Genomic DNA, 20940 nt, shown 5'->3' with positions numbered 1-20940 from the left:
TCGGTCGGCCTGTATCCGGCCGGATGTATTGAGATGTAATGCGTTATTTGAGCGTGGTCGCTCATGTCCCACAGGCTATCCATGGGAGAAATTTGTTGGGGTAGGCCCGCAGGCCCACCCCGTATGGAGCTTGTTCTGTTGTTATGCTTCGTTTGGTGTGGCGTCTTTGGCAGGCTTCTTGTTGCCTCGGCTAGCCCAGACAATACCGCCGATGATCAAGGCCCCGGAAATGAAGTGGACCGACGTCATTTTTTCATCAAGGAAGACAAAGGCGAAGATGCCGCCCCACAGAGGCAGGGAATAGTAGATCATGCCGCAAAGTGAGGGACCGGCTTTTTCCAGGCCGATATTCCAAGTCCACCATGCGATGATCGAAGAACAGACTGCGGAGAAGGTGATGGAGAAGAAGACGATGCCATTCATGTTGAAGACTGCGGTGGGGAGCGTGGATTCCCAGATGACGCAGGGAATGAGCATCAGCACGGCGAACACTGTCATCAGATACATGATGGTGCCGCTGGACAGGCCTTCCGGGGTCTTTTTCAGCAACAGGCTGTAGATGGCGAAACCGACAGCGGCTGCGAGCATGAGGATGTCACCGGCAGCGAAGTGCATTCCGATGATCTGGTTGATGTCACCTTTACTGACCAGATAGAAAGAGCCGATCAGGGCGACAATACAGCCTGACCAGGTGTGCAGGGACTGACGTTGGCCCAGCATGGAGGAAATGATGACGATGAAGATCGGAGTCGTGACGGAAATCAGCGACAGGTTGATGGCCGAGGTGGTTTGCGCTGCAAAGTAGCTGAGGGGAGAGTACGCGGCGATACCGAACAGGGCGGATGCGATGATTTGTGGCAGGAATGTTTTGGCAATTGGCCACTCCCGCTTGACTCTGGGCAGCATGAATGTCGAGAGAATGGCCAACGCCATGGCCCAACGGGTGGCTCCCAGTGTCATGGGTGAGATCTCGCCGACTGCCAATCGGGCAATGATGAAAGCTCCTGCCCACAGGATGGTGGCAAGCAAGGCGTACAGAAATCCAACAAATACTTGGTTTTTAGGCATTGTTTCTCCTCGAAAGTGTTTATTCACCGGGTCCTGATTCGTCGTCCGTCGGTGTGTGAACCGATATGCCCCCATGCCGGAAAACGAATAGATACAAAAGATGCTGGACCCGGTGAATGTCGAAAATTCCTTCCCTCTGTCAGTTCGAAATGGCCCCTCCTTGGCATAATGAACGATCGATTTTTATGTGAAATCGTCCTAAGTTCCATAGAAGCAACGGATATGCCAAAGCGAAAAGATGATAAAAAATAAATTAAAGCGAAGTATTTCGGAGTATTGAGAGTATAGGTTGATTGATTGTTCAATTTATTTGCAAAAGGAAAGTGAGTCAACACCGACTCACAAATATGTTAAAAACGGCAGGGGCACTGGCATAAAGAGATGTGAGTTGTTTTTAACTCGGCGAGTTGTTTATGACTCAGAAGAAGACGTGTACTTTCGAATGAGGCGAGAGGCTCTGCTTTGGCTGATGCCCAAAGCGGAGGCAACCTTGCGAGTGCTTCCGTGCATGACCTGTGCATCGAGGATGATTTTTCTTTCGACGGATTCCAGCACCATATCAAGTGATTTGTGGCCGACGCTTTCCGGGAGTGTCGGGGCAGTTTGATACAAGGTGGTGGGCAGGTGCTCGATGGTGATTGCGTTGGTATCCGTGGTCACCACAAGTCGTTCCATGAGGTGGGCAACTTCGCGAACGTTGCCCGGCCAGGAGTGTTGGCATAAAAGCGATTGGGCTTCGGGAGACAATCGTTTGGCAGCGCCATGTTTTTTCCCATAGTGATTGAGAAAGTAGAAAATGAGTGGCACCAGGTCTTCTCGTCTGTCACGGAGCGGGGGAATCGTGATGTCAAAGACATTGAGTCGGAAAAAGAGGTCTTGTCGAAACGTGCCGTCAGCGGCCATACGTTCGAGGTTTCGGTTGGATGCGGCAAGGATGCGGACATTGGCCTTGACGGTCTGGGAACTGCCGACCGGGCGATATTCCATTTCCTGAACTGCGTGGAGCAGTTTGGCCTGCATGGGGTAGGGTAATTCTGAAATTTCGTCGAGGAACAGTGTGCCGCCCGCCGCTTTGGCAAATAAGCCACCTCGGGCGGCCGTGGCTCCGGAAAAGGCCCCTTTGACGTGACCGAACAATTCTGATTCGAACAACTGATCAGGAATGGCTGCACAGTTGACCACCACAAATGGTTTGGTTCTCCGTGTGCTGTTGGTATGGATGAATTTTGCCAACAGACTTTTGCCACACCCGGATTCGCCCAAGAGCAGGCACGGGGCGGTCAGGCTGGCGACCTTGCGTGCAGATTGAACCACATTCCCCATGGCGACACTATGATAGATCAAGTCCTGTGGATGCGACTCTTCTGTCATTTCCAAGGCGTCATCCAGTTCATCAAGACTCGGGATTTGGCCTTTGTGCACGCTGTCTCGTATGTTGAGGACAACATATTCAATCTCGTCGTTTTCGTCGAAGATGGGGTTCGCAATGGTTAAAACATCCAAACCGAGGTATGTCTTCTGTTCCTGTTTGATGGCTCTTTTGTATTGATAGACAGCGGGAAGAGCAGGGCGGTTCCAGGCTGCGTGCTCACGGATGACTTCCCAGAAGGGAAGACCAACCATTTGTTCCTGGGTAAAACCGTAATGCCGTTCACACGCCCTGTTCACATACAACATGCGATAATTGTCGTCATAGATAATGACTTCGTCGTGCAGGTTGTCGATGAGCCGCGCAAAGGTTTCAAAGTCGAGGCCGAAATGTTCTGTTTTTGTCATGATGGTGTTGGGCTTTACTCACTGAGTCTTTCACAGTAAAGGCTGATTTCTTCAAGATGTCCCGTCTTTCTAGCAAATGCCGCACGGAAAAACTACGCCCTTTCCCCATGGTGTTTTTGAATGTGCCGAAAAGTCAACAATGTCAGTTTTGTTGAAAAATATGACAAAGGTTGCGTGCTAACGACATTTTTGTCGCTCCTCCCGAAAACTATACGGTTTAGGGGGAAAAAGCCACGATATTGACTTGTCGCGACACCAATGTCGTCTTTTGTGAAATCTTGGACGAAAGGCCTTGCGCGACTTTTCACAAAGGCCATAAGGGTTTCGTCCGATTTGAGCGGTTTGGCCTGCATCTTGCTCAAGGAGTTTCGTGCTCTGCAGACGCATCCGCATTTAGAATGCACTTGAGGGAAGGCTGCTGGGTGTCCAGCAGCGACCGGCACAAGGAGAAATCCACCGACTGATCACCGGGGCCGGAGGCAGCACAATCAACTGTACTCGTGATATGAAGAGCTAGGATTCTCACGAGTTGTACGCGTACTCACCGTGGAGGAAGTATGGCTACAAATGGTAAGAGTGAAGGCGCAGACCTTCGTCCTGATAAACAAATTCTTATTCCTGCAACATTGGTACTGATTGCTATCATCGCGTGTTCGATTCTGTTCACCGAGGCAAGTGAAAAGGTTCTCAAGGCAACGTATTCGGTTTTCACCCATACGACGGGAACATGGTATCTTTGGGTTACGGTCGCTATGATGATCCTGTCTGTCTACTTTATGTGTAGTCGATATGGGAATATCAAGTTCGGCGAAGAGGATGAGAAACCCGAATTCAACAATTATTCATGGGTCGCCATGATGTTCTGTTCCGGTGTTGCCGGAGCCGTCATGTTCTGGTCCATCGTCGAACCCCTGTTCAACCTGGCATACCCGCCCAAATTCGCGGAACCGTTATCACGGCAATCCTTTGAATGGGCCATGTCGTATGTCCTGTTGCACTGGGGTCCGGTGACGTGGCCTTGGTACGTCGTAACCGCACTGCCCATCTGTTATATATTCTACAAACGCAAAAAGCCTGTGCTTCGGATCAGCACCGCGGCCGAACCCGTCTTGGGTGACAGAGTCAACGGTAAGATCGGCAAAGGTATCGAAATCTTCTTTATCATTGGATTGATGTTTTCGAATGCGGCTGTCATGGGGGTTTCGGTTCCCATCGTGAACCATGCCCTGGCTGCCACTCTCGGAATTGAACCGAGCTTCACAATTGAAATGATCGTTCTCGCTATCAGTGCCGTGATTTTCACCGTCTCCGTGTCGCTTGGTTTGAAAAAGGGCATCAAGATACTGTCCGACACCAATGTCATCATCGCATTGTGTCTGGTCTTCTTCTGCTTCGTTGTTGGACCGACCGTCTTTATCGTTGATAACTTCACGAACTCGTTCGGGAACATGGTGAACAACTTCTGGGGCATGATCTTCTGGACTGACCCATACACCGAAGGGACATTCCCGCAGGATTGGACGATCTTCTACGCTTTGTGGATGGCCTCATATGGTCCGTTCATGGGGCTGTTCATTGCCCGCATTTCTCGCGGTCGGACTGTCCGTCAGGTTATTGCGCTTGGATTGGCTGGCGGTATCGCCGGCTCATACATGATCCACGCCGTGTTCGGCGGGTACACCATGTATGCCCAGCTCACCGGCATTGTTGATGCGGTTGGCATTTTGAAAGCCAGTGGTGGTCCTGCCGCATTGGTGGCCATTCTGCACAGCCTGCCAGCCGGGACTATGGTCCTGATTGGGTATTGTGTCTTCTCAACGATCTTCCTGGCAACCAGTGTGGACTCCTGCGCGTATGTTATTTCCTGCGCAGCGACCACTCGACTGGCGCCTGGTTCCGAACCGACTCGCGGTCACCGTTTCTATTGGGCCGCTATTCAAGCTGGATTGGCTTTGGCTGCTATCACCATGGGAGGGCTTGGACCAGTTCGTATCTTTGCGAACTTCTCCGGCGCACTCATGTTGATTCCCATCGCCTTCGTGGTGGTCGCATGGTTCAAAATGGTCAAAGAGGACAACGCATTGGCGAATTGTTGCTCGCCAGAAAAATAGCAATTCTCGCGTAGACTTCCCGGGGGGAACCCTGACTACCGAAAAGGCCCATGCCTTGAGCGGGTTCTCCCCTTACGCGAAAAGTATAAGTTAAGTTGTTGAAATAAAAGGAGAAAATTATGTCTGCCAAAGCTAAAAGAGTCGCTCTTCTCGGTTTTGACTGCGCCATCCCCAAGCGCTTGGAAGCGCTGATGGACGAAGGTGCGTTGCCTAACTTCAAGAAGTTCACCGAAGAAGGTTCGTACATGACTGAAGGCTACAACATGCCGACAGTCACTCCGCCCTCCTGGGCAACGATCTGCACCGGCGCATTCCCGCGTACCCACGGTGTCGAGGACTATTACTATTATAATGAGGGTGAATCCCTGCATTTCTCCAAGTGCGTCCAGGCTTTCGGTTCCGATATGCTGACCGCACAGACGATTTGGGATGCTTGGGACAAGGCTGGCAAGAAATCCCTCGTGGTCAACTATCCCACATCCTGGCCCTCCAAGATGGAGAATGGCATCATGGTGCAGGGTGAAGGCCTTTCCGCTGCCGAGCATCGCTGGCAGATTGAAGGCTACGAGCACAAGGAATGGCTGTGCGCCGAATCCTGTGTTGCCACCGATTACTATCCCATCGGTGTTCAGGCCCGTTTCGAAGACGCTGACGGCTGGGAGAACCTGCCTGAAGAAATCGAAGACAACGAGCCTTTGGAAATGGTCATTCCCATGGAATTCAAGCACGCCATGGACCCCTTGAAGCCCCAGACCTGGTACGGTTTGACCTGGGAATCCGGTGATGACGGCTATGACGTTTTCGCTTTATGCCCCGAAAAAGATTATTCCAAGGCCTTCTTCACCATCAAGGTGCGTGAATGGTCCGATGTCATCGAACATCAGTTCCCCATCATTTCCGATGACCGTGTCGAGCCTGGCTACTTCCGGTGCAAATTGATGACCCTGTCCGACGATGCCGAAGAGTTCAAGTTGTACATGTCCGGTATCAACGGCACCCAGGGTTACTGCGCTCCTGCCGATGCTCTCAAGAACGTGGATTTCACCAAGGCCATTCTCGCCAATGACATGGGCTTTGTCGGTCATGCCAACGGCATTATTGATGATGACACCCTGATCGAGATGGCACAGTTCCACTCCGAGTGGAACACGGAAATCGTGACCACCCTGATGAAAGACAATCCGGATTGGGACCTGCTGTACATGCACTCGCACCTGGTCGATTGGTTCTATCATGGATTCCTGGATCAGATGGACAGCGACGATCCTGAAGTGCGCGCTCATGGTATGGATCTGGAACGTCGCATCTACGAGATCGAAGACAGATATCTTGGTATCATGATGGATCTCATTCCCGAAGATACCCTGACCTGCCTGATTTCCGACCACGGTGCGACCCCGATCGGACCGATCCTCAACACCGCTGACGCCCTGAAGCAGGCTGGCCTCACCGCCTACGAAGCCCGCGAAGGTGAAGGTAACTTCTTTGACGAATCCGAAGGCTACAACTACGAGTTGATCCCCGAGAAGTCCAAGGCCGTTCCCCAGCGGTACATGTTCGTCTACGTCAACCTGAAATCCAAGTACCCCGGCGGTATCGTCGAGGATGAAGATTACGAAAAGGTTCGTAACGAGATCATCGACGCATTGTACGACTACAAGCACCCCGAAACCGGCGAACGTCCTGTCATGTGCGCCCTGCCCAAGGAAGACGCCAAGGTCTTCGGCATGGGTGGCGAGCAGTCCGGCGACGTCGTGTACGTCCTCAAGCCCGAGTACATGGCCGAACACGGTTATGGCTTCCCCACCGGCGAGTCCGGATGCGGTTCCTTGAAGAACGTCATGATGTGGCGTGGTCCCGGCGTCAAGAAAGGCTTCACCTACAAGAACCCCCGTTGGCTGGCCGACGTTGTTCCCACTTTCTGCCACGCGACCGGCAACCCGGTCCCCGCAGATACCGAGGGCGCAATTTGTTACCAGATCTTCGAGGATCACAATAAATAGTCACTCTCACTCCTGAGAATCGGGAACGGTCAGCCCCATCATTTGACCGTTCCCGCATTCCGGGGAATGGCATCGGAACTTCGGCCCGTTTGGCAGGCCCCGTGAGTGACGTCGTCTGTATGAACCCCATCCCGCGCAGCCTGAGACGACGAGGCAAGGCAGGGATAAACGAACGGAGACAGCAAATATGCTCTTTTTCGTGAACAAGCCGGAAGAGGGGATTCTTGACCGAATCGCTCTTATCGGCGGCGACGAGGACAAGGCCCTGCTCCTGGTTGGCGATGCCATCAGTTTTGGCACCGCACATTGGGAAGAAAAACTGGAAGATATGGATGTGGAAGATATATTCGTGGCCAAAAGTGCCGTGGATGCCCGCTCCATCGAACTGAGCGACAACTGCGAAGTGGTGGATTACGACGAGATCGTGGACCTGCTGCTTGGTAGCGACGAAAAAGTCGTGTCGCTTTAAGGAGATTCATCATGTCAAAAACACTGACCATTATGTTGCTGTCCGGCTCTGCCGAGAACGAGGATGCGGAATTCGCAACCCGTCTCGCCCAGGCAGCTCAGGAAAAAGGCCATAAAGTCCAGATGTATCTCTTTGGAAATGCCGTGAATATTTCCAAGAAGGAAATCCCCATCGACGGTGATGACCTGCACATTCAGGGTCGTCTTCTGGATCACATCGAACCGACCAAAAGCTTTGACCGGCTGGGCGACATCATTGCCAAGGGCGGCGATGTCTCCACCTGTCACACCAACGAACACGCCCGTGGCATCGAGTCCCGCGAGTATGTCGAAGGCGTGAAGTGGGGCGATGTGGGTGGTTCCTTCACAAAGTATCTCATGACCTCGGACGTTCTGTTGTCCGTGGGCCACTAAGGAGGCGCACAATGATTAATTCTGCGTGTTTTGTCGTGTCCAAACCGTTGGGCGTTGAACAGGGTGCTCTTGGCATCCGGACCGCATGGGCCTGTCACCAGAACGGGTTTGAATCCAAGATCATCTATTCAGAACAGGGTGTGTGGTGTTTGACCGGAAACCCCGGCTATCACACGTCTTTGCTGACTGATTTCATCGAGCAAGAAGGTGAAGTCTTCGCTGTCAGGGAAGATCTCGCCAAGCAAGGCTTGACCGAGGAAAACCTGGTTGACGGCGTTGAGATCATCGATGCCGCTGATGTGGCTGAATTGTGCGAAGACGCTGAAACCGTCAACTACTTTTAATATACCTTCATGAGGGAAGAATAATGGCGAAAGTACTTTTTGAACGTCTGGACGAAAATCGCGACAAGTTTGTGGTCGGTGCAAAAGCCGTCCCCGAAATCATCATGGATTTTTCTTCCATCACTCCGGAAGAGCGCAACCAGGAATCCATGGGATCTCGTATCCTCTGCGTAGCCGCCCTGTCCTGCTACTGCAACACCATGGTCAACGCATTCAAGCGCAACGATGTCGAGGTCAAATCCCTGACTGGTTCCGCTGCGGCATCCAAGGAAAAGGATGAAGTCAATCGGACGCGGTACACTGAACTGGAAATCCATATCGAAGTTGGTTTGGACGAGAAGGATCGTGACGTCTTTGAAACCGTCAAGGACAACATGCTCAACGGTTCCCTGCTGACCTACTCTCTCGAAGAGGGAATGGAAGTCGATTACAATATTGAAATGAAGGCTGTCTAAGCAGCTTCTGAATACATCAAGGACACAATGTCCTTAATTTTAAGGAGAATTACAATGGCTGACAAGAAAGTAGTATTGGTTGTTTGTGGTGAAGCTGATGTGAATGGTGGCGGTTCCGCAACCAAGAAATTCATGAAGAAAACCTGCACATTTGCTGGCTATGACAATGCTGGTATCGCTGCCGAAGCCGCCAAGATCGAAGGTGCCGCTACCGTTGCTGCCGACGGTGTTGCCAAGGTCTTCGAAGAAGACGGTGCTTTTGCCATCGTTGAACTGGGCAACGTTGATGCCGATGCTCTCGAAGCCGCTCTGGCCTTGATTGCCGACGCAGCGGATCGCCGGACACTGCTGGTTCTTGCAACCGATGCCGGTTTGTATGTTGGTGGCCTGGGTATCAACAAGAAGGCCGGAACCATCGAACGTTCCGTGGTTGCAGCCGACATCGTTGCCTCCGTGTGCTACGTCGCCGACCTGGTCGTTCCTGCAGACTGCATGGGCGGTGTCCTCTATCAGGCTCTGAAGGATCCCAACATGAAGCTGAAGGAAATCGGCAAGCTCAAAGAAGCCATTGGCCGCATGGAAGTCGCCTTGCAGCGTGACAACCGTGAGCCTTGGGATAAGCACGACTGCGCGTAAGCTCAGTTCATTCTGAAAATTCAACGAAGGACCGACTTTTCGGAGCCGGTCCTTCGCGAACTTTTGACGCACCGGCTTGTCTGCAAGCCATTTTGGAGACCTGAATAAACATGACTACTGCAACTGCGAAAAACGCATCATCAGCGACGCTCGACCAACTCAAGATGCATCAGGATGTGGCCTTTGCCAAAAAAGGACTCATTTTTGCGGTCTTTTCCGGGATGAGCTGGGGCTTGAACGGCGTCATTCTCAGCCTGGCGTTTGGGGCGGCTGTTTTTCTTAACGAAGAATACTGGCTTTTGGCTCCACTGACCGTCGGGGCTTTGCACGATACATTTAGTGCCTTGTGGTTATTGATTTTCAACGCATCGACAGGTCGTCTCAGGGAACTGGGTCGCACTTTGCGCAGCAAATCCGCCCGACCAGTGATTATCGGAGCATTGTTCGGCGGTCCCATCGCGATGTCGTCCTATATGTTGGGTGTCAAATTTGCTGGCCCAGCATATGTCATGCCCATCACCGCGTTATATCCCGCTGTAGCATCGGTTTTTGCTTCAATTTACCTTAAGGAAAAGATCTGTCCCCGAGCCTGGTTCGGTTTGGTGCTCTGTATCGTTGGTGGTGTCATCATCGGCTATACTCCACCAGAAGGGTCGCTCGGCACGGAATTCTATCTTGGAATCGGGTTTGCCTGTATCGCCACATTCGGGTGGGGAACTGAGGGCGTCTTGGCGACATCCGGTATGGATCTGCTTGATCCGGCCGTGGCGCTGAATGTCCGTCAGTTGACTTCGTCTACGGTGTACCTGCTGGTTGTTCTGCCATTGGCCGGAGGGCACATGTTGCTCGTTCCTGGTTTGATGGACTCCATTGGCTGGGTGTTCCCGGTGGCCGCGTTGACAGGCGCCTTTTCCTATGTGTGCTGGTACCGCGCAATGAACATGACTGGTGTGAGTCGGGCCATGGCCATCAATATCACGTATTCCTTGTGGGGGATTTTCTTTAGCGCGGTTTTCACGGATGTGGAGATCACCGCCAATATTATCATCGGCGCGTTGGTCATCACGACCGGCATGTTGTTGGTTGTGGGGAATCCCAAGGAAATGACCAGTTTGAGAAACGTGGATTAACAGGAGGTACAGAATGGCAGTCAAACCACTCAAAGCCATGATCGCTCAGGCCTTTGCCACGGGCGAGACATTGGATGCACAAACGGTTCATGCACAGATCGAGTCCCTGTATCGTGGGGAAAAATATTGCTCGGTGCCCACGGTCGCCGATCATTTGAAGTCCCTGAAAGCGGTTGGAATCCTTCGTGAGGATAGTTCGTTTCTGAATGATGCCGGGATGCTTGTTTCTCAGTATCGAATTTCTGATTACGGTTTGAACAAGGTGACGCACAGCGAATAATGGAAGGCTGGGGCACCTCGTGTCCCTGCCATTTCCTCTTGGCAGAGGCGGTGATTTTTCTTCTTGTCCTTTTGAGTATGATGACATAACCGTCGTGGCGTCACGACAAAAATGTCGTTATTTTTAGCGCGAGATGGGAGTCCGAGATGATGAGTGAAAAGAACTATGATGAACTGGTTGAGCGGTGTCATACTTTGGAAGGACAGGTGGGAGCCTGTGCGGAAACCAAGACCCAATTGTTGAAGAGTAAGCAGCAATTAACGCGGCTTTTCAACAATCTGCCCGGAATGGTGTATCGGTGTTCGTTGGATGCCGAGTTGCATCCGACATTGGAGTTCGTCAGCAAGGGATGTACCGACCTGTTTGCTGTTGCGCCGGAGTTTTTTACCGACCAGCGAACCAATGTCATGGAAACACTCGCGCATCCCGACGATTTGCACAGTATGCGAAAGGCGCAGAACTCGGCCATTTTGAACAAGCAGCCATACAAACTGTTGTATCGGGTGTGTCTCGGATCGGATCAGCGGAAATGGATTTCGGATCAGGGCGAATGTATTTACGACAAGGCGGGCAATCCCGTGGCACTGGAAGGCATCATGATGGATGTCAGTGCCCAGAAGCTCCGTGAATACGAGCTGTTGCAGGAAAATCAACGTCTTCAAGGCTCATTGGAAGATCGGTACAAGTTCGGTCCGATTATCGGGAAGAGCCAGGGAATGCGGGATGTCTTCAAACTCATCATGAAGGCCGCCAAGCGCGATGCAAATGTTATTATTTTTGGAGAAACCGGGACTGGCAAGGATTTGGTCGCGCAGACCATCCACGAACAGTCCGGTGCCTTGGGACCATACGTGCCGGTGAACTGCGGCGCCATTCCGGCCAATTTGATGGAAAGTGAATTCTTCGGACATCAGAAGGGCGCGTTTTCCGGTGCGACAACTGATCGACAAGGGTATTTGGGCGCAGCCGATGGCGGCACGTTGTTTCTGGATGAAGTTGGTGAAATCGATTTGTCGCTTCAGGTTAAGTTGCTTCGTGCTTTGGAATCTAAATTGTATACCCCTGTGGGCGGTAATGAGCCGTGTTCTTCGAAATTTCGGCTTATTGCCGCAACGAATAGGGATTTGAACGAGCTGGTCAAGCAGGGAAGCATGCGGTCGGATTTTTTCTATCGTCTGCACGTTCTGCCTATCCATATCCCTCCCTTGCGTGATCGTTTGGAAGATCTGCCTTTGTTGATCAATGAATTCATGGTTCGGTACCTTGGTTCCGAAAAAGGCGTGCCGCGTATCCCTAGTAAAATCCGGGCAGCACTGGATGGGCATCCGTGGCCGGGCAATGTTCGAGAACTTCAGAACGTCTTGGAACGATATCTCACTTTTGGCGAAATGGTGTTCAGCGATTTGGGAATTCAAACAATTGATGGACAGACCGATTTGGACGGAGCTATGAGCGAGGCCTCGGAATGCGCCACGCTGACGGAGGCGATGCATGTGATCGAGCGGCATCTGTTGCTGAAGGCTTTGGAAAAAAATCATTGGAAAAAAGGTCTCACCGCCAAGGAACTGGGGTTGAATATGCGAACCATGCAACGCAAGTTGAAAAAGCACGGGTTATAGCCGGGAGGCTCCGAGAAGAGACGACAAACAAGACGTGTGGAGCGTCATGAATGTCGTAAAAATATAATTCCAATAAAAAAGAGGGGTTAGGCCCACAAATCCTATGAAAGGCGACGACAATGTCGTCTTTTGTTGGTTGGAGTGGGTAATTATGATAATAAGTTATTTAATTTCATATAGTTACGCGTTTGGCACGAGTCGTGCTAAATGCGCCGTGATTGTGCAAAACGGATTTCGAAGTTGGCAGAGAACGTCGCTTCGAAAAGTAGCCCTTGGGATGGGATCGTGCGAGCGCAGCAGGGGATAACCTTATTGCCTTGGGTTATTGAGCCTCCTGACCCCGATTCTTTTGTGAAAGAATCCCGCCCTGCGCAGGAAGCAGGTTCCGCCCAAGGGCTTATCCGGTTCAATTGTGATTGACCGACATCCTCACCAGAGATTTCTCTGAAATTCTCTGTAAGTGGGGTTTAAGGCCTATCCGATCATTGTGAGCGGGTAGGCCTCATATTTTGAGGGTATTGTTATGACTTGGAATGCTTTTAGGAAAACGCAAGTTGCTGGGTACGTATTTATCATTGTTGGGATTTTGAATTGGAGTGGGAACTTTGTTGCTGCTCGTGGGTTGGCGGACATGGTCGAGCCGGCAACACTGAATCTGCTTCGGTGGGGTGTGGCCACCATTATTTTTCTGCCTTTTGGAATTCGGTCTTTTTGGCGGGAACGGCACGTTGTGGCCCGTTTGTGGAAGGAGTTGAGTTTCATCGCTTTGACAGGAGTTTCACTGTACGACACCGTGATTTTCATGGCTGGTGAAACCACTGAGGCCTTGAACATGTCATTGATTGCCACGTTGTCCCCACTGTTGACGGCATTGATTGCCCAGTTCATTTTCAAGACGAAAATTCGTCCCTGCATGTATGTTGGAATTGTGGTCAGTACGTTTGGCATTGTCCTGTTGGTGACAGACGGCCAATTGAGCCGCTTGTTGGCCCTGCGATTTGCCACAGGTGATCTGCTTATCTTGAGTTCGGCCATTATGTCTGCCGTGTATAATACGACCATCAGCCGGATTACCGGAAAACTCAGTTCGATCAGTTTGTTGATGTCGCTGTGTCTTTTTGGAACCCTGTATATCATCCCTCTGTATTTATGGGAAACAGGTGGCCAATTGACCATGCCAGTATTCACCACAGACCTGATTTGGTCACTTGGATATCTTGCTGTGTGCGCTTCCATCCTGTGCTGTCTGTTCTGGAACGAAGCCGTCCAGATCATGGGCGCGCCAAAGGCCATGTTGTTCTATTATACATTGCCTCCAGTGAGTGCTTTGATCGCATGGATTGTCATTGATGAACCAGTCACTTTGATCCAGGTTTTGAGTGGTACGATTATTCTTGCAGGTATCCTGTTTGCTCTATATGGTGGCTCCCCGAAATTTCGGAGGCAGGAGAAGCGAAACTATGGCCAACCGTCTGAGGTTACTTACTGATTCACTGATGTGGAATGTCTTTCTGCTCGTGATGGGGTCGTTTGTTTTTGTTGTCGGCTACAATGGAGTCGCGGCCCATCATGATTTTATCCCCGCTGGAATGTATGGTCTGGCGGTAGTCCTTCAGAATTTGAATCCGGAACTATCACTGGCATGGTGGTATGTGATACTGAATATCCCCTTGTTCCTTTTGGCATGGAAAGGGGTCAGCAGACGGTTTTTCTTTCTGAACCTGTTCACGATGGGCGTGGTCTCTCTGATGACGTCATTCGTGCAGGTCGATCTCGGTATACAGAATGAAATCTATGCGGCCATCACATCCGGTGCGATCATGGGAGCTGGCTGCGGTATCATTCTTCGGTCCTATGGTGGCGGCGGTGGACTTGATGTCGTCGCGATCATTTTGAACCGGAAGTTCGGAATTCGGTTTGGCGTGTTCTATTTTTCCACCAACACGGTGGTTATGGGATTCGCGTTGAGCCGGTTCATGCCGGATACGATAATCGCGTCACTGGTGATGCTGTTTATCAGTTCCGTTATTACCGAGTATGTTCTTTCCCTGTTTAACCAGCGGAAGGCCGTGCGTATCGTCAGTCGCCATGCTGACAAGTTGGTCAAGGCGATAACTCGGTCCGGGATGTATCACGCCACGGTTTTTCCAGGCGTTGGCGGGTATTCGGGGGAGGATGTGGACATGATCTTTTCCATCACCGATAACCTGCGGCTTCGCGGATTGGAGCAACGAGTGCTCGAAGTGGACCCCGATGCGATTTTCGTGGTCGAAAATACCTTCAGCGTCACGGGTGGTTCATTCGCCAGACGCAAAGATTATTAAGTAAAAAAGGATCGAAAATGGATACAACACTTTTTGAATTGGCCCCGTTGGCCCCACGTGAGGGCGTGTCTGCGAGCACTGTGCCGGGCGATGCTGATACCTTCATCCCCAAGGGCGTGTGCGCCAAGATGATTCGATTTGTCGTGGAAGATCACATATTGCAGCATGTCAGTTTTACCGGCGGATGTGACGGCAACCTCAAGGCCATCGCCAAACTGGTTGAAGGCATGGATGTTTCCGAAATCGTGGAGAAGCTCAGTGGCATTACCTGTGGCAAGAAACCCACGTCCTGTGCCGATCAACTGTGCAAGGCCCTGATCGAGAAAGTCGGGACTGTGTAAATATTTGTGCGGTTGGTCGCCGCACGTTTCCGAGGTCGTCATGGACCCCGATCTGAGGGGACTATGACGAAAGTGGCGCGAATCTTTGAAAAAGATTCGCGCCACATTTGGTTGGTGGAGTCCGTCTATTCGGCAGCAGCCGACGCACTGGCCGCGCTGAGCCGGTCCTTGATATAGCTGACTTTGGCGTCATCGCCTTCGTAGAGGTCGAAGCACTTGGCGTCTTCTCCCAGCAACCCTTCGGGAACTTCATCGCCGATTTCATCGGGATCATCGACCAGTTCCTTGTAGAAACAGACTGACAGCCATCGATCGGCGGGATCGTCGTCAATGATGTCAACCATGGCAAACAGGGTGCGTTTTTTTTGGTTGGCATGTTTTGCCCGGAGAGAATACGTGATGCCGGGACGGGCGACGAAATCAAGGGAAACCCCGTCCAATCCTTCCAAATGTTCCTTGAAACTTTCAAAACAGGTCTTGGTCTTGTTGGGGTCGATCGTCCAGGTGTCGAGGAATTTCGTCAGTTCCTCGGTGAGTGCTGTGTCCATCGGAAGAGCCTCCTTGTTGGGTGTTTTCGTGAGCTGAAGCGCGAGAGCAGATCAGGCTCAAGGGATCATTTCGACAAATTCCTCAAGAAAGTACGCTATATCGTGTGCTTTTTCCATGGTTATGACGCGAACTTCTTTGCCGGGATATCTGGTCGTTGTTTATGTCGTTTTTCGTGAAAAAACGTGCGTCACACTGCGGGCGTATAGCCTTCTGGCAGATGGGCAGTCCCCTTGACGCAGGGAAGTCCGGTCGCCTTGTTGATGCGGTCTGTCAGTTCGTCAATGTCCGCACAGAAACCGCCCGGTTCCAGAAACCATTTCCCGTCTGTCTTGCTTGAGAACAGGCAGGTTGGAATATGGATGGCTTCCGCGCCTTTGGCCTTGAGAATCTTGGCCATGTTTTCGATGGTGTCCCCGGGGCATCGACAGGTGAACACGCCGATAATTTCAGGGTCGTCATAGGATGAAAATGCCTGCTTTTTTTGATGCAGGCAGGTGAGACAGCCGGTCAGCGGACAGGTTGTTTCATTTTTTTCACAGCGAATGATACCGATTTTTGTCATGGGGTGCTCCAGGTGGCATGAGGCGTTTTGCGGTCCAATGCCCTGCCATTCATAGTTTGAGACGGCCGCAAGATCGAGTCTCGTGGCCGTCTGTGTGTGAGGGAAGGTCAGTTATTCCTGCGGCTCGCTTCTCAGCGTTGCCAACTGTTCCTGAATCGTTTTGAGTTCAGCTTCCAGAAACGCGGCCTGTTCTTCCAAAGCCTGCTGATCGTCCTGGGGAATCGGGGCGTATTGGGTGTTGAATCCGGGATTCATGCCCCATCCATACCCTGCGCCGCCACGGCCTCGGCGATAGCCAAAGCCCTGGCCGCCCATCCCCATACCGTTTCGCATACCATTTCTCATTCCGAAACCCCGGCCAAATCCTTGTCCATATGGCTGGTTGACCGTGGTTGTGGTCCCTGTGCACGTTCCAAGCCCTCGGCCTGTCCGTGAGCCCATTCCCATCGGGCCTGTTCCATTTCTTCCTGGCATGAGTGCCTCCTTCGTCTGTTATTACGCCCGCACCATGGGTGCGTGGCAATTGGGACATCGTCTTTGGGCGCAAGGCTCCCCCGGCACATGGGGCATGACCAGCCCGCATCGTGGACAGCGACATACTGGTTCGTTCGCTGTCGCTGTGTCGGGGAGAGACCCGGAATATCTGGCGTGGGCCATGAAGGTGATGGGGTGGTCGTTTCGCTTTCTTCCATGGCGATTCATGTGACCCGCCCCACGCTGGCCTGGCGTCGTCTCCTGGTTTCCGTGGCAACGGCCATGTCGGTGTCCACAACCGGGCATTCGAAAACGGTCGTTTTCAAGGTCCCCGGTTCGCCATGCGTTGACGACTGTGTCGAGTTGTCCACTAATGAATGGGAAAATGACAATATTTCGTGTCGTGATCGCGTTCTGGAGCGGACGAGATATCGCACCGCATACCAGGACGGACACATGTTTTCCCAAAAGGGTCTCGACCAGAGTGGACGGTGAGTTGTCTTGTATGGGGAGTCTTTTCATGATGAATCGCTCCGCCTGTTGGGTGACAATGACTAATTCCGGGGTCACGTCAAAAACAGGGGCGATCCGATTTTCCCATACGCTGAAAGCCGCATTCATGGTTGCCTTGCTCCTTTCCCTGCATAAAAGCATTAATCATGCCAATTCGGTGGGCTGAACAAAAAGTCATAAAACATATTGTTTTTACAGACTAAATTGATTTTCGAGAAAAGGGTGGGATCGACGAAGAGTCCTAGTTATGCAACTCTATCGGTGGAAAAGGGTCGCTTTTTAGCGACTGTATGGAGGCTTATTCCGAGGATCGGCCGTCGCGATGGGGGAGGTCAATATCGAGTTGTTTGATCTTGCGGAAAAGGGTGCTTTTATGGATTCCGAGTTCTTTTGCCGCAGCCAGCCGGTTGCCGTTGTTGCGGACGACAGCATCGTGAATCAGTTGTTTTTCAACCGTTTGCACTGTGGCTTCCAGCCCAGCGTCTCCGGGAAGTTGTGTTTTTTTCGGCCCCAGGAATTGATCGGGCAAATGGGTTGGTTCAATCAATCCTTCATGGCAGACGATGAACGCACGTTCAACGGCATTTCGCAGTTCGCGGACGTTGCCGGGCCAGTCATGCATCATGAGGAGCGAAAGAGTCTCAGAAGCGAGACCCTCTACCTTTTTCCCTTGCAGTGCGTTGAAATGTTGGATGAAGTCCATAACAAGTAGAGGGATGTCTTCCTTGCGCCGTCGCAGGGGGGGCAGGTCCACGCGAGCGATGTTGATCCGGTAATAAAAGTCTTCGCGGAAAGAACCTTCGTCAACAAGTTGGGCCAGATCGCTGTTGGTGGCGGCAATGATGCGCACGTCCGCGTGTTCCGGGGTGACACTGCCGAGCGGGTCAAAGGTCTGTTCCTGAAGAACCCGGAGCAGGCGAATTTGCATGGCCGGGCTGATGGTCCCGATTTCGTCCAGAAAGAGCACGCCTCCGGCAGCTAGGGAAAACCGTCCGGGTTTGTCTTTTTGTGCGCCGGTGAATGCTCCGGCCTTGTACCCGAACAGTTCGGATTCGAGCAATGTTTCCGGCAGGGCGCCACAGTTCAGGGCGATGAAAGGGTGGTCGCTTCGGTCACTGAGGGCATGAATGGTTCGGGCGATCAATTCCTTGCCCGTGCCGGTTTCGCCAAGGATGAGCACAGTGCTTGAGCTGGCTGCGATTGGTTCGAGTGCGGAAAAGACCCGTTGCATGAGCGGACTGCGGCTGACCAGATCTCCGACGCGGAAGCGACCTTCGAGTTCATCCCGTAATGCCTCCACTTCACTCAGATCCCGGAAGGTCTCGGCCCCGCCGATGACCGTGCCGTCCGCTTCTTTGAGGACTGCGGTGGATAAGCTGATGGGAATCCGATTGCCGTTGGCGTCGATGATGTACCCGGTTCGGCCGATGAGTGGTTTTCCGGTCCGTTGGGTCTCTCGCAAACAGCACTGATCGCCACACATGGTGGACCGGAAGACGTCCGAACACCGTCGGCCAATGGCTTCCTCTCGGGGAATGCCGGTAATTTCTTCAGCCGCACGGTTGAAGGACAGAATGTGCCAGGATTGATCGACCGTGAACACACCGTCGGAAATGCTTTCCAGAATCGCCTGGTATTGCGCGGAAGACGGTGCGGTGTGGCTCACGGTGAACTCCTTGGACGTGGGTGAAATCTGATCAGGCCTCGGCTGTCTGGTTTTCCAGTGCGGCCAGGGCTGCGACACAGATGGCGACTGCGGCGTCGGCGTTTTCAGCCATGGCATCCTGTCCGTTCAGGGAAAAGGTGGCCCGCCACGAGGAATCGCTGAGGCTTTTTGCGCACAGGTCTTTCAGGGCAAAGGAGTAGCCTTTGGCTTCCAGGGCGTCGGCCACACGCAGGCCTTCATTGACATTGCTGATGGGAGTCGCAGGAATGGCTTCTCCAAGGAGGGAGTGGAGTTTTGATTCGATGTCGGAAAAGGTTGGTTGAGACATGATGTATCCTTGTATGAAAGGTGAATATATATTCATTCGTTCGGTCTGTTGTACTCAAGCATTGAAATTTCGCTGAGTCAACTCCCTTGTACATGAAGGAAGGCGTCCCAAAAAAGACAGGCCGCCTCCCGGAAGAATCCGAAAGTGCGGCCCGCTGTAATGGGTCGTGATTGGGTTATCGCTTGGTGTTCATCAGCGCGTATCCGGAGCCGAGGATCAGCAGTGAGAGGATGAGGAAATGGGTGAACATGTCCTTCTGGATCGCACCCCAGATGATGTAGAGCGATCCGCATCCGGCCAGGACTGGACAGATGTATCGGCTGAAGGCACCGAGGTCGGTGAACGTCTTCATCACCCAGATGTATATGGAAATGTAGATGACGTACAGGAAAGCGATGGGCAATTCAGAGATGTCCATGAATTGACCCCACCAGCCCATGAAGTTGCCATACCAGACGATCAGCCACAAACAGGACAGGACGTAGCCCATGATGGCCGAGGTGGTGGTGCTGTTGGTCTGCGGGTTGATCTTGTTGAAGTAGTCCGGTTTGGGGCCCATGTTGCGCGAGGCGATGGAGAACATGCCTCGGGCTGATCCCATGATCAGACCGTTGAGGGTGCCCAGACAGGAAATGATGACGAAAAGCGTCAGCACCGTGCCGCTCAGTTTGCTGAAGATCAGGGCGATGACCTTGACTGGCGCGTCGTCACCGGCGGCCAAGACCTGATCGTTGGTGAGCACACCGGAAATTCCCAGATAGTAGAGCATGTAGATGCAGACGACGGCGATGGTCCCCACAACCAATGCCCGGGGCAGGGTCCGTTTGGCGTCTCTCAGTTCGGCATTGATGACCGTGGCGATGATCCATCCTTCATAGGCAAATGCAGTGGACAGGGTGGCCACGGCCAATCCGCCGCCACTGCCGGCAACGGTTTGCGCGGCGTTGGTGAAGTTGTCCATGGTCATGCCGCTGGACAAACCGGCAAAGCCGCCCACAATGGCGACCAGTCCCAGGGGAATCAGTTTGACCACTGTGGATGTGACCTGCCATTTTCCGGCCAGAACCGGCGAGAAATAGTTGAGCAGGAAAAATCCGGTCAGATAGACGAAGGAAATGGGCCAGACCAGATCGCTTGATCCGAGCAAGGCACCGGTATAGTTGGCGGAGACCCAGGCCAGAACTGCGACGAGCGTCGGATAATAGATGAAAGTCATGAACCAGGCCACCATGTATCCGGCTTTTCTGCCATAGGCCTGTTCGAAATAGTCCACCACGCCGTTGACGCGTTCGATGCGTGTGGCGATCTTGGAGAAGACATAGGCCGTGACAACCATGATGGACCCACCGATCAGCCAGGCTGTCAGGGCGGTTGTCAGGCTTCCACCGGAGGCCTTGAGTACGTCATCCGCCTTGAAAAAGACCCCGGAGCCGATGACAATGCCGACGACCATGGCGGTCGCCGTCCAAAAACCATACTTTTTTTGTAACTTGTCCATGGGAAATGACACTCTTTGTTGTATTGTCGAAATGAAATGACGATCAGAATAACCTTGCTGAAACACCATGGCGAATACGTGTATGCGTCATGGTGCTTATGGCATTTTGAGATGTGGCGGGGTGGGTTTCGTTCCCCCCGAACGAATCTCAGCGTCCTTTTTTGCTCTCTTCTCTTGGAAAAGTCCAGTTCTTTTTCTTTTTTGAAGAACTAACCTGCTAATTTTGCAGGAAATTATGAATTAAATTCAAAAGACACAGTATATTACAATATAATATATCTCATAATGTCTTGCTGAGAAAGATGTCAGGAAAAGGTGTCATTGCTGACGTGATTTTTCACAAAGTGTCACTTTTTTCGCTTTTTTTTTATTTTTTTATGC

General features: G+C 52.1%; 23 protein-coding genes. 15 read left to right on the top strand and 8 right to left on the bottom strand.

The genetic code is table 11. From position 1 onward, the window contains the following. Positions 1-141: 141 nt before the first annotated feature. Positions 142-1068 carry a DMT family transporter gene (locus GO013_RS02780; protein ID WP_163808525.1) on the bottom strand — a complete coding sequence of 309 codons (927 nt, stop codon included), beginning with the start codon at positions 1066-1068 and terminating at the stop codon, positions 142-144. Positions 1069-1479: 411 nt separating this feature from the next. Then, positions 1480-2844 carry a sigma 54-interacting transcriptional regulator gene (locus GO013_RS02775; RefSeq protein WP_163808524.1) on the bottom strand — a complete coding sequence of 455 codons (1365 nt, stop codon included), beginning with the start codon at positions 2842-2844 and terminating at the stop codon, positions 1480-1482. A 557-nt stretch (positions 2845-3401) separates the two neighbouring features. Here GO013_RS02775 and GO013_RS02770 point away from each other — a divergent pair. The 13 genes from GO013_RS02770 to GO013_RS02710 all read left to right on the top strand — a co-directional run bounded on the left by GO013_RS02770 (position 3402) and on the right by GO013_RS02710 (position 14969). Further along, positions 3402-4955: a BCCT family transporter gene (locus GO013_RS02770; RefSeq protein ID WP_163808523.1), complete on the top strand. Its 1554-nt coding sequence runs from the start codon at positions 3402-3404 to the stop codon at positions 4953-4955. Positions 4956-5074: 119 nt separating this feature from the next. Beyond that, complete coding sequence (locus GO013_RS02765) at positions 5075-6958, top strand: alkaline phosphatase family protein (RefSeq protein ID WP_163808522.1); 1884 nt, start codon at positions 5075-5077, stop codon at positions 6956-6958. Positions 6959-7145: 187 nt separating this feature from the next. After that, positions 7146-7427 carry a DsrH/TusB family sulfur metabolism protein gene (locus GO013_RS02760; protein WP_163808521.1) on the top strand — a complete coding sequence of 94 codons (282 nt, stop codon included), beginning with the start codon at positions 7146-7148 and terminating at the stop codon, positions 7425-7427. An 11-nt stretch (positions 7428-7438) separates the two neighbouring features. Then, positions 7439-7840, top strand: coding sequence for a DsrE family protein (locus tag GO013_RS02755; RefSeq protein ID WP_163808520.1), 402 nt, complete (start codon positions 7439-7441; stop codon positions 7838-7840). A gap of 11 nt (positions 7841-7851) precedes the next feature. Continuing rightward, positions 7852-8184 (top strand): DsrH/TusB family sulfur metabolism protein, encoded by a 333-nt coding sequence (locus tag GO013_RS02750; protein WP_163808519.1) that lies wholly within the window; start codon positions 7852-7854, stop codon positions 8182-8184. Positions 8185-8207: 23 nt separating this feature from the next. Continuing rightward, the gene (locus tag GO013_RS02745) at positions 8208-8639 is read left to right on the top strand and encodes an OsmC family protein (protein WP_163808518.1); all 432 of its coding nucleotides are present in this window, start codon (positions 8208-8210) and stop codon (positions 8637-8639) included. A 54-nt stretch (positions 8640-8693) separates the two neighbouring features. Further along, positions 8694-9275 carry a hypothetical protein gene (locus tag GO013_RS02740; protein ID WP_163808517.1) on the top strand — a complete coding sequence of 194 codons (582 nt, stop codon included), beginning with the start codon at positions 8694-8696 and terminating at the stop codon, positions 9273-9275. Between the two features lie 110 nt (positions 9276-9385). Beyond that, positions 9386-10405 (top strand): DMT family transporter, encoded by a 1020-nt coding sequence (locus GO013_RS02735; RefSeq protein WP_163808516.1) that lies wholly within the window; start codon positions 9386-9388, stop codon positions 10403-10405. Positions 10406-10418: 13 nt separating this feature from the next. Continuing rightward, positions 10419-10685 (top strand): hypothetical protein, encoded by a 267-nt coding sequence (locus GO013_RS02730; RefSeq protein ID WP_163808515.1) that lies wholly within the window; start codon positions 10419-10421, stop codon positions 10683-10685. A gap of 146 nt (positions 10686-10831) precedes the next feature. Then, positions 10832-12304 carry a sigma 54-interacting transcriptional regulator gene (locus GO013_RS02725; RefSeq protein WP_239057712.1) on the top strand — a complete coding sequence of 491 codons (1473 nt, stop codon included), beginning with the start codon at positions 10832-10834 and terminating at the stop codon, positions 12302-12304. A gap of 523 nt (positions 12305-12827) precedes the next feature. Next, on the top strand, positions 12828-13793 hold the full coding sequence (locus GO013_RS02720) for a DMT family transporter (RefSeq protein ID WP_163808513.1): 966 nt from the start codon (positions 12828-12830) through the stop codon (positions 13791-13793). After that, positions 13765-14628: a YitT family protein gene (locus GO013_RS02715; RefSeq protein ID WP_163808512.1), complete on the top strand. Its 864-nt coding sequence runs from the start codon at positions 13765-13767 to the stop codon at positions 14626-14628. Before GO013_RS02720 ends, GO013_RS02715 begins: the two co-directional genes overlap by 29 nt. Positions 14629-14645: 17 nt before the next feature. Next, on the top strand, positions 14646-14969 hold the full coding sequence (locus GO013_RS02710) for a TIGR03905 family TSCPD domain-containing protein (RefSeq protein WP_163808511.1): 324 nt from the start codon (positions 14646-14648) through the stop codon (positions 14967-14969). Positions 14970-15094: 125 nt separating this feature from the next. On the opposite strand, the gene GO013_RS02705 is transcribed toward GO013_RS02710, so the two are convergent. The 3 genes from GO013_RS02705 to GO013_RS02695 all read right to left on the bottom strand — a co-directional run bounded on the left by GO013_RS02705 (position 15095) and on the right by GO013_RS02695 (position 16554). After that, entirely contained in the window at positions 15095-15517 is a 423-nt protein-coding gene (locus GO013_RS02705; RefSeq protein ID WP_163808510.1) for a hypothetical protein, read from the bottom strand. 188 nt (positions 15518-15705) lie between these two features. Then, positions 15706-16080: a CGGC domain-containing protein gene (locus GO013_RS02700; protein WP_163808509.1), complete on the bottom strand. Its 375-nt coding sequence runs from the start codon at positions 16078-16080 to the stop codon at positions 15706-15708. Between the two features lie 111 nt (positions 16081-16191). Then, positions 16192-16554 (bottom strand): DUF5320 domain-containing protein, encoded by a 363-nt coding sequence (locus tag GO013_RS02695; protein WP_163808508.1) that lies wholly within the window; start codon positions 16552-16554, stop codon positions 16192-16194. A 174-nt stretch (positions 16555-16728) separates the two neighbouring features. Here GO013_RS02695 and GO013_RS17155 point away from each other — a divergent pair, with 174 nt between their 5' ends. Both GO013_RS17155 and GO013_RS17150 read left to right on the top strand, forming a co-directional pair. Next, positions 16729-17049 (top strand): hypothetical protein, encoded by a 321-nt coding sequence (locus tag GO013_RS17155; RefSeq protein ID WP_239057711.1) that lies wholly within the window; start codon positions 16729-16731, stop codon positions 17047-17049. Positions 17050-17074: 25 nt separating this feature from the next. After that, positions 17075-17233, top strand: coding sequence for a hypothetical protein (locus GO013_RS17150; protein ID WP_239057710.1), 159 nt, complete (start codon positions 17075-17077; stop codon positions 17231-17233). A 132-nt stretch (positions 17234-17365) separates the two neighbouring features. Here GO013_RS17150 and GO013_RS02685 read toward each other — a convergent pair whose 3' ends face one another. The 3 genes from GO013_RS02685 to GO013_RS02675 all read right to left on the bottom strand — a co-directional run bounded on the left by GO013_RS02685 (position 17366) and on the right by GO013_RS02675 (position 20559). After that, positions 17366-18733: a sigma 54-interacting transcriptional regulator gene (locus tag GO013_RS02685; protein ID WP_343219524.1), complete on the bottom strand. Its 1368-nt coding sequence runs from the start codon at positions 18731-18733 to the stop codon at positions 17366-17368. Between the two features lie 31 nt (positions 18734-18764). Beyond that, positions 18765-19061 (bottom strand): hypothetical protein, encoded by a 297-nt coding sequence (locus GO013_RS02680; protein WP_163808505.1) that lies wholly within the window; start codon positions 19059-19061, stop codon positions 18765-18767. Between the two features lie 175 nt (positions 19062-19236). Continuing rightward, positions 19237-20559, bottom strand: coding sequence for an amino acid permease (locus GO013_RS02675; RefSeq protein WP_163808504.1), 1323 nt, complete (start codon positions 20557-20559; stop codon positions 19237-19239). Positions 20560-20940: the final 381 nt, after the last annotated feature.

This window comes from Pseudodesulfovibrio sp. JC047, from assembly GCF_010468615.1.
In the GTDB taxonomy this organism is placed as follows: Bacteria; Desulfobacterota; Desulfovibrionia; order Desulfovibrionales; family Desulfovibrionaceae; genus Pseudodesulfovibrio.
This window is presented reverse-complemented; position numbering and strand designations above follow the sequence as displayed.

Coding starts and splice junctions, on each gene's coding strand:
- GO013_RS02780 (WP_163808525.1), bottom strand. CDS start 1,068: ATGCCTAAAAACCAAGTATTTGTTGGATTTCTGTACGCCTTGCTTGCC.
- GO013_RS02775 (WP_163808524.1), bottom strand. CDS start 2,844: ATGACAAAAACAGAACATTTCGGCCTCGACTTTGAAACCTTTGCGCGG.
- GO013_RS02770 (WP_163808523.1), top strand. CDS start 3,402: ATGGCTACAAATGGTAAGAGTGAAGGCGCAGACCTTCGTCCTGATAAA.
- GO013_RS02765 (WP_163808522.1), top strand. CDS start 5,075: ATGTCTGCCAAAGCTAAAAGAGTCGCTCTTCTCGGTTTTGACTGCGCC.
- GO013_RS02760 (WP_163808521.1), top strand. CDS start 7,146: ATGCTCTTTTTCGTGAACAAGCCGGAAGAGGGGATTCTTGACCGAATC.
- GO013_RS02755 (WP_163808520.1), top strand. CDS start 7,439: ATGTCAAAAACACTGACCATTATGTTGCTGTCCGGCTCTGCCGAGAAC.
- GO013_RS02750 (WP_163808519.1), top strand. CDS start 7,852: ATGATTAATTCTGCGTGTTTTGTCGTGTCCAAACCGTTGGGCGTTGAA.
- GO013_RS02745 (WP_163808518.1), top strand. CDS start 8,208: ATGGCGAAAGTACTTTTTGAACGTCTGGACGAAAATCGCGACAAGTTT.
- GO013_RS02740 (WP_163808517.1), top strand. CDS start 8,694: ATGGCTGACAAGAAAGTAGTATTGGTTGTTTGTGGTGAAGCTGATGTG.
- GO013_RS02735 (WP_163808516.1), top strand. CDS start 9,386: ATGACTACTGCAACTGCGAAAAACGCATCATCAGCGACGCTCGACCAA.
- GO013_RS02730 (WP_163808515.1), top strand. CDS start 10,419: ATGGCAGTCAAACCACTCAAAGCCATGATCGCTCAGGCCTTTGCCACG.
- GO013_RS02725 (WP_239057712.1), top strand. CDS start 10,832: ATGATGAGTGAAAAGAACTATGATGAACTGGTTGAGCGGTGTCATACT.
- GO013_RS02720 (WP_163808513.1), top strand. CDS start 12,828: ATGACTTGGAATGCTTTTAGGAAAACGCAAGTTGCTGGGTACGTATTT.
- GO013_RS02715 (WP_163808512.1), top strand. CDS start 13,765: ATGGCCAACCGTCTGAGGTTACTTACTGATTCACTGATGTGGAATGTC.
- GO013_RS02710 (WP_163808511.1), top strand. CDS start 14,646: ATGGATACAACACTTTTTGAATTGGCCCCGTTGGCCCCACGTGAGGGC.
- GO013_RS02705 (WP_163808510.1), bottom strand. CDS start 15,517: ATGGACACAGCACTCACCGAGGAACTGACGAAATTCCTCGACACCTGG.
- GO013_RS02700 (WP_163808509.1), bottom strand. CDS start 16,080: ATGACAAAAATCGGTATCATTCGCTGTGAAAAAAATGAAACAACCTGT.
- GO013_RS02695 (WP_163808508.1), bottom strand. CDS start 16,554: ATGCCAGGAAGAAATGGAACAGGCCCGATGGGAATGGGCTCACGGACA.
- GO013_RS17150 (WP_239057710.1), top strand. CDS start 17,075: ATGATGAATCGCTCCGCCTGTTGGGTGACAATGACTAATTCCGGGGTC.
- GO013_RS02680 (WP_163808505.1), bottom strand. CDS start 19,061: ATGTCTCAACCAACCTTTTCCGACATCGAATCAAAACTCCACTCCCTC.
- GO013_RS02675 (WP_163808504.1), bottom strand. CDS start 20,559: ATGGACAAGTTACAAAAAAAGTATGGTTTTTGGACGGCGACCGCCATG.